Annotated in this window: 11 protein-coding genes; 4 read left to right on the forward strand and 7 right to left on the reverse strand. The window is 43.0% G+C overall.

The window, feature by feature from the left end:
• Nucleotides 1-71: 71 nt before the first annotated feature.
• The 3 genes from DD657_RS10565 to leuS all read left to right on the forward strand — a co-directional run bounded on the left by DD657_RS10565 (nucleotide 72) and on the right by leuS (nucleotide 4,672).
• Complete coding sequence (locus DD657_RS10565; RefSeq protein WP_021987797.1) at nucleotides 72-875, forward strand: porin family protein; 804 nt, start codon at nucleotides 72-74, stop codon at nucleotides 873-875.
• A gap of 156 nt (nucleotides 876-1,031) precedes the next feature.
• On the forward strand, nucleotides 1,032-1,748 hold the full coding sequence (locus tag DD657_RS10570) for a hypothetical protein (protein ID WP_021987796.1): 717 nt from the start codon (nucleotides 1,032-1,034) through the stop codon (nucleotides 1,746-1,748).
• Nucleotides 1,749-1,903: 155 nt separating this feature from the next.
• Nucleotides 1,904-4,672 (forward strand): leucine--tRNA ligase, encoded by a 2,769-nt coding sequence (gene leuS, locus DD657_RS10575; protein WP_287049838.1) that lies wholly within the window; start codon nucleotides 1,904-1,906, stop codon nucleotides 4,670-4,672.
• A gap of 98 nt (nucleotides 4,673-4,770) precedes the next feature.
• Here leuS and DD657_RS10580 read toward each other — a convergent pair whose 3' ends face one another.
• The 4 genes from DD657_RS10580 to DD657_RS10595 all read right to left on the reverse strand — a co-directional run bounded on the left by DD657_RS10580 (nucleotide 4,771) and on the right by DD657_RS10595 (nucleotide 11,169).
• Nucleotides 4,771-6,225 (reverse strand): SusD/RagB family nutrient-binding outer membrane lipoprotein, encoded by a 1,455-nt coding sequence (locus DD657_RS10580; protein ID WP_021987794.1) that lies wholly within the window; start codon nucleotides 6,223-6,225, stop codon nucleotides 4,771-4,773.
• Nucleotides 6,226-6,241: 16 nt separating this feature from the next.
• Nucleotides 6,242-9,445 (reverse strand): SusC/RagA family TonB-linked outer membrane protein, encoded by a 3,204-nt coding sequence (locus DD657_RS10585; RefSeq protein WP_287049839.1) that lies wholly within the window; start codon nucleotides 9,443-9,445, stop codon nucleotides 6,242-6,244.
• Between the two features lie 372 nt (nucleotides 9,446-9,817).
• Nucleotides 9,818-10,192 carry a YbaN family protein gene (locus DD657_RS10590; RefSeq protein WP_021987792.1) on the reverse strand — a complete coding sequence of 125 codons (375 nt, stop codon included), beginning with the start codon at nucleotides 10,190-10,192 and terminating at the stop codon, nucleotides 9,818-9,820.
• Between the two features lie 32 nt (nucleotides 10,193-10,224).
• On the reverse strand, nucleotides 10,225-11,169 hold the full coding sequence (locus tag DD657_RS10595) for a tRNA-dihydrouridine synthase family protein (protein WP_287049840.1): 945 nt from the start codon (nucleotides 11,167-11,169) through the stop codon (nucleotides 10,225-10,227).
• 121 nt (nucleotides 11,170-11,290) lie between these two features.
• Between DD657_RS10595 and DD657_RS10600 the strand changes: the two genes are divergently transcribed.
• Nucleotides 11,291-11,809 (forward strand): TlpA family protein disulfide reductase, encoded by a 519-nt coding sequence (locus DD657_RS10600; protein WP_021987790.1) that lies wholly within the window; start codon nucleotides 11,291-11,293, stop codon nucleotides 11,807-11,809.
• A gap of 245 nt (nucleotides 11,810-12,054) precedes the next feature.
• Here DD657_RS10600 and DD657_RS10605 read toward each other — a convergent pair whose 3' ends face one another.
• The 3 genes from DD657_RS10605 to DD657_RS10615 are packed head-to-tail and all read right to left on the reverse strand — an operon-like array spanning nucleotide 12,055 to nucleotide 15,101.
• Nucleotides 12,055-13,629, reverse strand: a complete 1,575-nt coding sequence (locus DD657_RS10605) for a S41 family peptidase (protein WP_235837444.1) — start codon at nucleotides 13,627-13,629, stop codon at nucleotides 12,055-12,057.
• A 53-nt stretch (nucleotides 13,630-13,682) separates the two neighbouring features.
• The gene (locus DD657_RS10610) at nucleotides 13,683-14,120 is read right to left on the reverse strand and encodes a deoxycytidylate deaminase (RefSeq protein WP_021987788.1); all 438 of its coding nucleotides are present in this window, start codon (nucleotides 14,118-14,120) and stop codon (nucleotides 13,683-13,685) included.
• Nucleotides 14,121-14,126: 6 nt separating this feature from the next.
• Entirely contained in the window at nucleotides 14,127-15,101 is a 975-nt protein-coding gene (locus tag DD657_RS10615; protein WP_021987787.1) for a polyprenyl synthetase family protein, read from the reverse strand.
• Between the last annotated feature and the right edge of the window lie 142 nt (nucleotides 15,102-15,243).

A 15,243-nucleotide genomic window follows, 5' to 3' on the forward strand; every position in this document is an offset into this window, starting at 1 on the left:
TTTATAATCTTTATACAAAAAGAAACCCGAAACGTAAAATCAACTAAGCCGACAGACTTAAAAAGCACATTATGAAAATAGCATCCTATATCGTTATACTATTCTTATTGATCGGTTTATCAGTACAGGCTCAACAAGATACGATCCCTTCAACTCAAAATGTAGAATATCGTTTTGCTTTGGGAGTACAATTGGGAACGGATATCGGAGGGGCGATACCTTTTCCGTTCAGCAACGTCCCAAGCCCTTTTAATCCCTATCCTCAACTCTATCCCTCCCTGGGAGCAAAACTGAGCTTTCCGATTACAAATAGGTGGGGTATCGGCGCAGAAGTTTCCTATAAAAAAGTATCTATCGATGCCGATGCCCGAATCGAAAACCAACGGTTCAACGACGAAAAAAACGACGTCATCGCCCGGTTTACAGGATCTGCCGAAATGGGAATGAATTTCACCATGCTGGAAATTCCGGTATATGCCAAGTACACGTTCAGGAATCAAAAAGACCGGTTGATATTCGGTGCCTATTTCGCTTATATCTTACAAGGGAAATTCGATATCAAGGTAAACAAAGGCTTTATGATGACCGATGAAGGTATTTACAACGGAGCCATAGATGACGAACCTCTGAATATCAACTTCAACGATATTCTGGATAACTGGGATGCAGGCATTATCCTGGGATACGAACGAAAATTATTTTCCCGCATCGAAATCGGACTGCGTTTCAGTTGCGGTATGAAAGATATTTTTAAACCGGATAACCAGTATTTCGATTATAAAATGCTCCACATGCGGGGAACGTTAGCTTTAAGTTACAACCTATTCGACATCAAACCACCGAAACTAAACCCTTTCCGTCATAAAAACGACTGAAAATAAAAATTGAAAAAAGAACACTTTGTTTTTCACAAAATGGCATTCTTTTTGCTTTTTTATATATTATAATCAAAAAATGGCGCCATTTTTTACACCTCAATAATAATAAATCAACACCGATTTATTTTGTCTAACAACTAATTAAAAACGAAAATGAAAAAAGGATTACTTTATTTATTCATGCTTGCCTTAAGCTGTGCAGCATTCACCTCTTGTAGTGACGATGACGACGATGTATCTCCGTTGGTAAACACCTGGAACACAGCAACCGGAGATGAGAACGACCCGATAATCAATGTTCGTTTGGAAAACGCCACCGACTCTGTTATGTTCATCGAAAATCACATTTCCAACAAAGACTTTGGAAATGTCATCAATGAATTAATGGGGGCTTATGTAAAAGAATACCTGTTCAATGTCACGTTCAAAGCCGACGGTGAACTGGTTGCTTCCATCAAAGGGGAGGACGGTCAACCCACCCAATCTCCTGCCGGAGCAGTTTCTTACAAAATCAAAGGTGACAAAGTTTACCTGATACCGCACTTAGACGTGATGTTTCCGGACGGATTGCCTTCACTGACATCCAGAGCCTCAGAGAATCCGGCCATCGACCTGGACAAAATTCTGAAAGAAGGCCTTCCTCTTAACTACAAAATTACAAACAACAAATTGGAAGCCTACGTGACCCGGGATATGATGCAGCCTTTTATGGGCCTGATTAACGAAATTGTTCAGGGTATGGACGCAAACGGCGATTTCATGATTATGATGATGAAAATGGCCATGGCCGATATGGTGGTTATCGTCAATGAAAGTACCAAATTCGAAATGGGATTGAATTTCAATTTAGCTCCTTCTACACAGAAATAAAAATTTGCGGACATATTAAAACGTGCAGGCGGTAAATCTGTCTGCACGTTTTTTATGTCTGTTTTTTTATTTCCTTCTCTCCGTTTCAGCTTTTGGTTTTTCCTTTATATCTTTGTGCCTCAAAATGAAATCATAAATAAATATCACATAGCGTTATGGAATATAATTTCAAGGAAGTCGAGAAAAAATGGCAAAGCTACTGGAAAGAACACAAAACCTATCAGGTAGACACAGATCCTGCCAAACCGAAATACTACGTATTGGACATGTTTCCTTATCCTTCGGGAGCAGGCTTGCATGTAGGACATCCGCTCGGTTATATCGCTTCCGACATATACTCCCGTTACAAACGCCTCAAAGGTTTTAACGTACTTCATCCCATGGGATACGATGCCTATGGCTTGCCGGCAGAACAATATGCCATTCAAACCGGCCAACATCCCGCTATCACGACGGATAAAAATATAGCCCGTTACCGGGAACAACTGGATAAAATCGGTTTTTCATTCGATTGGAACCGGGAAATCCGCACCTGCGATCCCCACTATTACAAGTGGACACAATGGGCTTTTATCCAGATGTTCAATAGTTTTTATTGCAACGACGAACAAAAGGCAATGCCTATTGCAGAATTAGTGAAAGCTTTTGAAAGTACAGGAACTGAAGGATTAAATGTAGCTTGTGGGGAAAACCTTCAATTTACGGCAGAAGAATGGAAAACTAAAACTGAAAAGGAACAACAGGAGATTCTGTTGAATTATCGTTTGGCTTACCTGGCTGAAACCATGGTCAACTGGTGCCCCCAACTGGGTACCGTACTGGCAAACGACGAAGTGAAAGAAGGCCTGTCCGTGCGGGGCGGCTATCCGGTCGTACAGAAAAAAATGCGTCAATGGTCGCTACGCGTTTCTGCCTACGCACAGCGCCTGCTCGACGGATTGGACCGGATCAACTGGTCGGATTCCCTCAAAGACATCCAACGCAACTGGATCGGACGCTCACAAGGTGCCGATATCATTTTCGATGTGAAAAACAACGACTTGAAATTACAGGTATTCACCACCCGCCCCGATACGATTTTCGGTGTCAGCTTTATGGTACTGGCTCCGGAAAGTGATTACGTAAAGCAACTGACCACTCCGGCCCAGCAGCAAGCCGTGAATGAATACCTCGACTATGTAGCAAAACGTACCGAACGGGAACGTCAAAGTGAAGTCAAAAAAGTAACCGGAGTATTCACGGGTTCATATGCCATCAATCCTTTTACACAACAGGCCATACCCGTATGGATCAGTGAATACGTGCTTGCCGGTTACGGAACAGGAGCTATTATGGCTGTTCCGGCCCACGATAGCCGGGACTATGCCTTTGCCCGTAAATTCAATCTGCCCATCGTACCGGTCATTGACAACGGCCAGCCGATCGACCTTTCTGAAAGTTCCTACGATGCCAAGGAAGGAAAAATGATCAACAGCGGTGTAATCAATGGCATGGAGGTCAAAGAAGCGATTAAATACATCGCCGAAGACGTAGAAAAGCGGGGGATTGGCAAAAGCAAAATCAATTACCGTTTGCGGGACGCTATTTTCAGCCGCCAACGCTATTGGGGAGAACCGTTTCCGGTTTATTACAAAGACGATATGCCTTATATGCTGGATGAATCGAAATTACCGCTTGAGCTACCGGAAATCGACAAATACCTACCGACGGAAACCGGAGAACCGCCATTGGGACGGGCCCAAAATTGGCAAACAGAAGAAGGTTATCCGCTGGAATTAAATACCATGCCCGGATTTGCAGGTTCTTCAGCTTACTACTTACGCTACATGGATCCGCACAACGACAAGGCATTGGTAAGCAAAGAAGCCAACGAATATTGGAAAAATGTCGATTTATATCTGGGAGGAGCCGAACATGCCACCGGCCACCTGATCTATTCCCGTTTCTGGAATCACTTTCTGTATGATCTGGGGTATGTATGCGAATCCGAACCGTTCAAGAAGCTGATCAATCAAGGGATGATACAAGGACGCTCCAACTTCGTTTACCGGATACAAGGCACCAATAAATTCGTTTCCTACGGGTTAAAAGACCAATACGAAACAACGGAAATCCATGTCAACGTCAATATCGTACACAATGACGTTCTCGACCAGGAAGCCTTCCGCAATTGGATGCCGGAATACGCCAACGCGGAATTTATCCTGGAAGACGGAAAATACATCTGCGGCTGGGCGGTGGAAAAAATGTCCAAATCCATGTACAACGTCGTTAATCCGGATGATATCATTGAGGAATTCGGAGCCGATACCCTTCGTCTTTACGAAATGTTCCTCGGACCGCTGGAAGCCCATAAACCGTGGGATACACAAGGTATAGACGGTGTTTTCAAATTCCTGAAAAAATTCTGGAGATTATACGTCAACGACGACAAACTGATCATTACAGATGAAGAACCGACCAAAGAAGAACTGAAGACATTGCATAAGACCATCAAGAAAATCGAATCCGATATCGAGAATTTTTCATTCAACACTTCGATTCCGGCTTTTATGATCTGTACCAACGAACTGACAGGCTTAAAATGCAGCAAACGGGCCATACTCGAACCTTTGGTTATCACCATCGCTCCTTTTGCTCCCCATATCGCCGAAGAATTATGGCATAAACTGGGACATGCCGATAGTGTTACGACGGCAGTATTCCCCGAATGGAACGAAAAATTCCTGGTGGAAGACAGTTTCGAATACCCGGTATCGTTCAACGGAAAAGTCCGTTTTAAACTGGCCTTGTCTCTGGCAGCAGATCATGCGGAAATCGAAGCCGCCGTAAAAGCTGCTCCGGAAACCGCCAAATACCTGGACGGAAAAGAAATCCGGAAAATGATTATCGTCCCCAAAAAGATCGTAAACATCGTTGTCTGATCCATCCGAATAAGGCTGTCCGATCAAGTCGGTTTCGACTCTTTCGGACAGCCCATCTATCAATACCCAGGTGGAATATTTACAGCCTTTCGAATATGTCATTTATTCCACCATACCCGGGTATCGAAATTATCCGGCCCCTGTAAAGCGATAGCGGCCTCGTAATTTGCCATATTGGGAGTAAAATCGTCCGACGCATAATGACGGCGGTAGGGAATATGGGTTACGTCCGCATTCGGACCCGGCTTCAGATCGGGAACGCCCAAACGTCTCCAGTCCGACCAGGCTTCGATTCCGTCCTGCATAAAATTAGCCAGCCAGCGCTGCATAGCGATTTTAGCAATTTTCTGTTCCTCCGTACCGGCAAATTCCACCTCCTGCTGCGCACAATAAGCATCCAGATCATACTCCAATTCATGCTGACTGAATGAAGCTTCTATACCGGCTTTATAAAGCGATTCTGCATCCGCACCAATCCATCCCCTTACAGCAGCTTCTGCGCACAACAACAGAGCGTGGGAAGGCGAGATAATTGTAATCGCCGCATCCTGTTTATAATATTTCGGATGAAAATTGCAATAACTTCCGGTCTGCCAGGAAGGCAGGTCGTCCTTCCGCAACCCGTAAGGCAATCCGATATACTCCCCGTTCTCATTCGGAACTGTATAAGCCTTTAAACGCGGATCGTGATAAGCTTTCAACTGATCGATAATTGTAGCTGAAGGAACAAAATCCCATCGCCCGTCTAAAATCATATTCTCCCACAAAGGATTGGCATTCGCATTTTCAGGCAGATAGGCATATTTGAACAAATCTGTATTTGCAGTAATTCCACCGTCGGCATAAGCCTTGGCAAAACGGGTTTTCCCGATGGCTGGAGCGACCTTCGATAATTTAATCGCCATCATCATACGCAAAGTTGCATTCAATCTTTTCCATTTATTCATATCCCCCTTGTAAAATATATCAAATGTCCCGTCCAGCCCCGCAGAAACATCGAATTGAGTAAAAGCTTCGTTCAGCTCTTTGTCAAGATCGGTATAAATAAATTCCTGGGTATCGTATTTAGGGGTATACAAACCTTCCAAAGCTTTATTGGCTTCCGAATAAGGAATCATTCCCAAAGCATCCGTCAGATGCATATAGGCATAGGCCCGCAATGTACGGGCTACAGCAATCTGGTTTTCAATCTTACCGAACGCCTGTACCCAGGTTGCTCCTTTCGTTTTTTCATCCGAACAAAGCTGGATAATATCGTCCAGATTACGGATCATCCGGCGGTAATAACCACTCGTATTGAATTCCGTCATAGCATAATTCGAATACTGGATATTCAACCGCTCGGCAATATACTGAGGATACAACTGATTCCAGGGATCGTAATTGCCCACCCAGGCAAAATTAGGAACATAAAGCGCAGTATACATAAAGAGATAACGGGTATCCGGAGTCGATACCTTATTGGGATCCACATTTACACTTCCAAAATCGTCGCAACGCGAAAGCAATATCATTCCGGCGATAATCAGTATCAATAATTTTATCGTTTTCATAATCCTGTTGTTTTAATTAAAATGTCATATCTATGGTAAAACCGAAACTCCGGGTACTTGCAACCTGTCCCTGCTCTATATAGCTGTTATAAGCATTACCGACCTCCGAAACATCTACATTGGGCATACCCGAATAAATCAACCAGGGATTCTGGGCTACAAATGACAAACTGGCTGATTTGATTCCTCCGCCCAAACGTTTGAGCAAACTCACCGGTACGGTATACGTCAGCGAAATTTCACGCAATTTCAGATAACTGGCATCATATACATAGTCTTCCCAGATACTCCCTTTTTTATCAAAATAATAATTGGCGGCAACATGAGTAGACACAGGTGAGTATGTCCCGTCCGGATTTTTGACGACACCTTCCACTTTTACCCCTCCGTTCTGTTCCAACGGCATACGGATGTCCACTCCCCGGTCGTTTTTACCGACGGTTGTTTCCAATAAACCGGCCATTTCGCCGAACATATTACTGACGGAAGCCACATTTCCACCGATCTGATAATCGAAAGACGCCCCGAAAGCCAGATTTTTATACCGGAGCGAAGTCGAAAATCCTCCCGTAGCATCCGGCTGTACGTTACCCAGTTTTTCTTTCGCATTATTGACCGTATTCAAGGTATAGTCTCCGTAAGGATGGCCTTCATTCGACCGTTTACGCAAAATCTTATTACCCTGCCCGTCCTTTTCCCAGACAGATCCCTGAATCACACCGATCGGTTGACCAACCTCCGCTACCAGATACAAACGGGTACTATAACTCAGCCAGGCCCAATTGTATGTTTTCAAATTTCCATCCAATTCGATCAATGTATTTACATTCCGGGCGATATTGAAATTCAAATCCCAAATCCAATCCTTTGTTTTAACCACCGAACCGCCGATAGCCAGCTCAACTCCCCGGTTCCGGATTTTACCGGCATTTATCGTACGTGAAGAATACCCGGAAGCAGGAGTCAAACCGATATTAATGATCTGATTTTTAGCATCCCGGTTATAGAAATTAAAATCTCCCCAAATCCGGTCTTTAAACAAGCGGAATTCGGTACCGATTTCATAAGCCGTGGAAATCGTGGGTTTGATATTCGGGTCCTTCATCCGGTCGTCATGCCTCATCGCCGTCAATTGTCCGTATTTCGTCGTCGTATACACTTCCGAAATATTATAGGCACTCGTCGATTTACCCACCTGTGCAACGGAGGCACGCAATTTCCAGAAACTCAGCCATTCGGACTTAAGCCAATTGCTGGCAATAACAGAAGCAGAGACACCTCCGTACAAATAACTGTTTTTATCTTTGGGCAAGGTCGAACTCCAATCGTTTCGCAAGGAAAGATCCAAATAATAGGTATTGTCCCAACCGGCCGTTACCGTCCCATACACACTTCTCTCCTTCATGCGGGTTTTACTGTTCTCACCTCCCGGAAGTCCGGAAGAAGCACTGACATTGAAAAATTTATCGATAATCAGTCCGTCCCGGGTAAAAGCACCCACCGATTCATACCGGTAATTCCGGTTTTCAAGGAAAAAAGCCGCATCCAAAGCCAACTTATTAGCGAAAAACTGATCGGACCAAGTTACACGTCCCTGTATCTGCATATCAATCAAACTATTCTGACTGGTTGAGTAACGCGATGTTTCTCCCAGCAGATTCATCGGGATAGCCGTATAACTGTTATAATTACGTAAATTACCGTTTACCCGTATACCGGCTTTCAGGTTACTAAGGATTTCATAGGAAGCATCCGCACTGAAGACATTCCACTGATAGACACTCTGCCAGTTTTCCTCGTAAAAAATAGCGAAAGGATTGTTATGATAAGTAGGCTTTAAATTTGTCGGAGAATTGATGTTCCAGGAACGGAACGTACCGTCCGGACGTTTGTAATCTTTCAAGTCCCGGACATCTACATTCCGGTGAAACCACTGGGTAAAGGTATAAAAAGCATTTCCCGTATTTCCGTATCCTTCCTGAGCATTATTGTGATTCCGCCGGTATGAATATTTATAATCCAAAGCAATATTCAACCGTTCGGAAGCTTTAAAATTCGTCTTGATGGACAGGAAACGGCGGGCCGCATCACTATTGGGCATAATCCCTTTCCGGGATATATTCGTAAAAGAAACACGCGACATGTAATTTTTCCCCGAATGAGCTACCGATACATTGGTTGTATTTATCATCCCGGTTTGGAACAATTCTTCCAGGTTATCTTTCGGAGGCGGACTGAACCGGGCCAACTGCCCGAATTTTGGATGAGTAGGATCCCAGGCATACCAGGGAGCATACATACGTCCGTCCATCCTGGGGCCCCAGCTTACGTCAGAAGCGTAATCATAATAAGGAGCTCCGTCCATGACACTCAAATAAGCCGGATGTTTCGACGGATTATACTTAAAAGTATACATCTCTGCCGTAGCTCCCAAATTTCCACCTCCGTATTCATTCTGATAATCTCCATGCAGGTATACTTTTTCAAAAGCAAGTGTATGACTAAGATTTATAGCCATACGTTGCCCTTTCAACCCCTTCGTTTTAATAATAATCGCCCCGTCACCTCCACGGGAACCATACAAAGCGGTCGCAGCAGGTCCTTTCAGCACATTTACCGACTCCACATCATCCATGTTGATCGAATTCGCACTGGTAATCACCCCATCCACCACATAAATGGGCTCACTCCCTCCGGCATTCAATGAACTGGTTCCCCTTAAAACAATTTTTCCGGCATCGAAAGTAGCTCCCGAACTTCCCCAAAAACGTACCCCGGCTACTTTTCCGACTAAAGCATTATTCAAGTCCATCTGACGGGTTTGCATCAACTCTTCCGATTTCAGGTTCTGCACCGAATATCCCAAAGCCTTCTGCTGACGGGTCATCCCCTGAGCCGTCACCACCACTTCTTCCATTTTCAAGGAAACCGCTTTCATTTGCACGTCAATCACGTTTTTATCTCCGACAGGAACTTCCACCGTTTCCATCCCCACGAACGAAAATTCCAACACATCTTGCCGGTTCACAGGTAAAGTATATTTCCCGTCAATATCCGTTGCCACCCCGACCGAACTACCCTTTATTCTAACACTTACTCCGGGTAAAGGCGCATTATCCGCAACATCCGTTACCCTTCCGTTTATTGTAACGGTCTGGGCAAAAATCGTTTGCATTCCTATAAATGACAGGAATACGAAAAGTCCGATTCGTTTTTTCATAAATACTCAATTTTAGGTTAAACATTAAACGCCTTTATGGACTACAGCCAAAAAAAACGTTCGTTTTTTAATGTCAACTAAACTTGAAAATTCTGAAAACACAAAACATTGATTACCAATAATGTATCCCACGAAACAAAAACAGAAGAAAGTTAAGATTTTTTTAACAATCAAAAGGAAGGTATTTTTTCAGGTAAAAATCCTGAATATCAACATATTTAGCCCAAATATAGATCGTACACACAATTCTTTAAGAGACGGGAAATTTAAATAATATTTACATATTATCCAACAAATCAGCTCTCAAAAATTAAATAATTCTTAAAAAATAACGATTCAAAAGCCAAAGACTGACTTTATTTATTTCAGAAATTACCGGTCTTTTTTAGAAGTAGGAACAATAAAAATTACGCTTACCGTACCGATCAGCCCTAAAACAAGAAGCAGGATACGAAAATGCCAATTTTCCAGAACAACAAAAGCGGAAATAGAAATCATCGTCCACATACAGCCGATTGAAATCAGCTTTGAGGTCCAACTTACTCCCTGTTTCGATTCATAACGCCGGATATAATCCCCCAGCCACTTCGAACGGTGTAAAAAATCGTGCATTCGTTTAGAACTTTTGTAAAAAAGCCAAGAACTCAACAATAGAAAAGGGGTTGTCGGCAGTCCCGGGACAAATATCCCAATGATACCCAAACACACGGAAAGAATCCCGATACTGATATATAAAACTTTTCGCATCTTTTATAAAACCGGAGGTAATAAAGCCTCCTTTAATTTGTTCTGAACAGTTCTTTTATTACGATCTGATAGTCGTCCCGGCGACCGGCTTTACGTATTCGTTTAAGCCATTTACGGTCGGTTTCAGGTAAAAAATAGTCCCATACCGATTTCATCTTTTGTAAAAGCAATCTTTCATCGTTAAAATAACTTTCATAAGCAGAAAAAAGGGCCTCATGAAAATCAAAAAAACGCTTTTTACGTAATTTTTCCGAAAAAGTTTCATTTCCTTGAAAATCGGCTGCCAATAAAGGCGAAGACAATAATCCACATCCTACAAAAACACCCCTGAGCAGGGGGTATTGGGCCACGATATTCTGAATCTGCTCAACCGATATCAAATCTCCATTATAAAAAAGAGGACGGGTACATTGCCGGTAGAATGAAGCGAATCCTTCCTCGTCCACCGTACCCTTATATTGTTGTTTTCCTGTTCGTGCATGAACCGTTATCCAGCAAAGGCGAAGATTATTAATTACAGATAACAAATCCATACATTCGCCTGCCGATTCCCACCCCAAACGCATTTTTAATGAAAAATCCAGATTGGGAAATTCATCTATAGTCTGTAAGACCGTTTTCACCCGTTCCGGATAAGGTAAGATTCCGGCTCCTTTTTTCTGATGGGCTATCAACGGAAAAGGACAACCGAAATTAATATCCGCCTGCCGATATCCCATTTCCCGGATTTTTCCGGCCAATATACGGAATTCTTCAGGAGAGCCCGGTAATATCTGAGGGATAAGACGGGCAACCGTATTGTTTTTCGGATCTAAATCACGCATATCCCGGTTACGGAAAGCATTCCCTTTTTCCAACCGTATAAAAGGGGTATAATAAGCGTCTACACCACCGAAAAAGCAGGCGAAAGTATTTCTATATATCCAGTCCGTATACCCCTGTATCGGCGCAAAATGTATCTCAAAACGGTTTTCCATGCCGCAAAAATAGGTTTAAATTTCGATTTATGGCTGCATATATTCCTAAAACCCTTTTCCGGCTCCCAATTTTAAAAACAAATTGTAACTTAGCAGCATAAACCATTATCGTTCACGTCCTATGAAAACTTTATTATTCTTTTTATCTTTTATTCTCTTATGTCCGGTATTGAAAGCGCAGAATGACGACCGCGGGTATTTGGTTAAAGTCGGAGATATGGCGCCGGACATCGATATTCATTACCTCGACGGCAGTGTAAAAAAACTGTCTGATTTCCGGGGCAAAATCGTCATGCTGCAATTTACAGCCAGTTGGTGCGGAGTATGCCGGAAAGAAATGCCTTTCATTGAAAAAGACATCTGGCAAAAACATAAAAACAATCCGAAATTTGCCCTCATCGGCATCGATCTGAAAGAAAATGCAGAAAAAACGAAGAAATTCGCCCAGGACCTAAAAATTACTTATCCCCTGACATTAGATTCAGAAGGTAAATCTTTCTATGCTTTCGCAGCCAGAAATGCCGGTGTCACCCGCAATATAATCATCGACAAAACCGGAAAAATCGTCTACCTCACCCGGCTTTACGATCCGGCAGAATTCAAAGAAATGACCGAAGTGATCGACCGGTTATTGCAGTAATATATGTTTTTGATTGTTGATTTACGATTCTGGTTCAACCTGATACGCGGCTACGATTCAGTTCCGAATTCACCAATCGTAAATCATAAATTAAAAATCCTTTTACCCCGATTCCAAATCTTTCCCAGATCATTCCGCCCCTCTTACTCAAAATCACAAATGAGTAAATCAGCGAAATCGGCGGGTAAAAAGATCGTAAATCAAAAATCCCCTGAAACCAACCGTTTGATTTCAGGGGATCAACATCATTCTTTCACGGCCCGTTGTAAGGTTGTGTCTATTCTTCCGAAAACGGGATAAAGACCGTCATTATCCAACACATCCCGGGCAATATAAGCCTCCAGATTGGTCCGGATAATCTCGTAAGATTCACGCATCCCTTTATTATCCCGCTTCAATCCGTTCTTTGCAGCATAATCGGCCATATCTCCGACAAGATCAAACTTTTTAAGATAAGCCAATATTTCCTTGTAATCTTTCATATCCTTCAAATCCGCACGGTGACGATCCATAAAATCAAAGGTGTAATCATACAACAACATCGTACGCCGTAAATCAATCAGGTATTTCGAAACTCCATTCGTATCGACGGGAACAAATACATCAGGCATAATTCCACCGCCACCGTATACGGTTCTTCCTCCAAGTGTCTGGTACTTGAGTTTTTCATCGAAATGAATACTGTCCTTTTCTTCCAGTTCACCGTGTCTGATCCGATTGCTAAGATCACCGTAATACTCATTCTTTCCTTTATCGTAAGGCCGTTGTATTGAACGCCCGGAAGGAATATAATAACGGGCTACCGTCAACCGCAATGCCGATCCGTCAGGAAGAATCCGCTGCTCCTGTACCAACCCTTTACCGAACGAACGACGTCCCACAATTGTACCCCGGTCGTTATCCTGAATGGCCCCGGCAAAAATCTCACTGGCCGAAGCACTGTTTTCATCAATCATAATTACCAAAGGTAATTGCTGATAACTGCCCTTACCGTTTGAATAATAGTCAGACCGGGGAGAAGCTTTTCCCTGGGTGTACAAAATCAAACTCTGGGCAGGCAGAAATTCATTGATCATTTTGATGGCTATGGGCAATATACCGCCGACATTACTCCGTAGATCGACAATTAATTTTTTCATACCCTGATTTTCCAGGCTTTTCAAAGCAGCCATAAATTCATCATAGGTATTCATCCCGAATGTATTTACCTTCACATAACCGGTAGTATCATTCACCATATAAGCGACATCGACACTTTTTACCGGAATACTTCCCCGCGTAATGGTTTTCTCAATCGGCTGGCCCGCTCCGCGACGTACTAATGTTACATTCACATCCGTACCCAGCTCGCCCCGTAACATTCCCATAATCCGGCTGTCATTCATTTTAACTCCGGCAACAACCGTATCATTCACTTTCACAATCCGGTCTCCGTCCTGTACACCGGCTTCCTCAGAAGGGCCTCCGGGCACAACTTTGATAACTGTCACCGTATCACGGAATTTATAAAACTGTACGCCGATGCCTCCGAAATTCCCTTGCATATCTTCATTCACCCGTTCCATTTCCCGGGCAGGAATATAAACCGTATGAGGGTCCAGATCCTTGATAATGCCTCCGATTGCTTCCTCTTCTATTTTCCGGATATCGACACTATCCACATAAGAATGATCGACCATATTCAGCACCATATCCAACTTACTGCCCTGAACCGGCAAAAACAATTCCTGCTTATTATGGAAATCCTTCCGGATAAAAAGAGAGTTGATAAACATCCCCGCAACAACAGCCAGTGCAATAATCACCGGTGTCAAAATCATTTTCAGATTATTTTTATACATTGTTCCAATCCTTAGTTATTCATTTCCTTTTATTATTCACATTCCTCTATTTCTACAAAATCAACCTGTATACCGGCCTTTTTCAAAAGTTCCAGACCATCTGCACAATGGTACACTTCCGAGTAAACCACCCTACGGATTCCGGCCTGTATGATCAGCTTTGCACATTCGATACAAGGAGAAGCCGTTACGTACAAGGTAGCTCCCTCGCTACTGTTACTCGATTTCGCAACCTTGGTAATGGCATTGGCTTCGGCATGCAGTACATAAGGTTTTGTGCGGTTGGTATCATCCTCACAAATATTTTCGAAACCGGAAGGAGTACCGTTATATCCGTCGGAGATAATCGATTTATCCTTTACAATAAGTGCGCCAACCTGACGGCGTTTGCAATAGGAGTTCTCTGCCCATATACGAGCCATCCGCAAATAGCGTTCGTCCAATTGCTTTAATTTTCCCTGTTCGCTCATAGAATATTATTTCTTTCTTTCGCAAATGTAATCGATCATCTCATAAAAACCGGCTTTGCGTTCTTCAGGCACTTCCACTTTTCGTAAAGCTTCCCGGCTTTTTTCCAGGTACAAATCGATGGTGCACCGGGTCAGCTCCGGCACCTGAAGCCGGTTATAAATCTCTGTCACGGCTTTGATCTTTTCTCCGGGATCGGCATTTTTATTATTCAACCATTCCCACAAACGGGCTTTTTCTTCCTCTCCGGCCTGTTCCAAAGCCTTTATTAAAAGATAGGTTTTCTTATTCTCCAGGATATCTCCTCCGATCTTTTTCCCGAATTCAGCCACATCCCCATACACATCCAGAAAATCATCCTGCAATTGAAACACCAGTCCCAGATAGCCTCCGAAATCATACAAAGCATTGTATTCATGGGCCGGTGCCCCCGCTATTAAAGCCCCGTGCCGCAAACTACCGGCAATCAAAACAGAAGTTTTCAGATAAATCATATGGATATACTCTTCTTCCGTAACATCATTCCGGCTCTCGAATTCCATATCATATTGCTGCCCTTTACAGACATCCATTGCCACCTGGTTAAAACCGTCAATTACCTGCCGCAAATACTTATCTTCGCAATTCTCAATATATTTATAAGCGGTTATCGCTGCCGCATCCCCACTCAATATCGCCACATTACTGTTCCATTTCTTATGCACCGTAAGACGCCCCCGGCGCAACTCCGCATCGTCCATCACATCGTCGTGTAATAAGGTATAATTATGGAAAATTTCAATACCTATTGCAGACTTTAAAGCTTTCCCGATATCGTCACGATACAAATTATAGGCCATTAACGTCAACACCGGACGCAAGCGCTTACCTCCGTCTTCCAAAATGTATTTTATCGGTTCAAACAAAGAATAAGGTTTCTCCACATATTCCTGTCTGGCAAATTCTGCCTTAATGATTTCCCTGAGTTCTTCTAGTGTATACATCATCTTTCCTTTTATAAAGGGGCTAAATTATAAAAAAGTAGACTGTTATTTCAGATTTTGAATTTTTAATTTTAAATTCCGGCCCAATTTACCGGAATAACAGGCAAATTTTTAATTTTCAATTCTCCATTTTCAATTAATT

The organism is Culturomica sp. (assembly GCF_003524185.1).
GTDB lineage: Bacteria > Bacteroidota > Bacteroidia > Bacteroidales > Marinifilaceae > Culturomica > Culturomica massiliensis.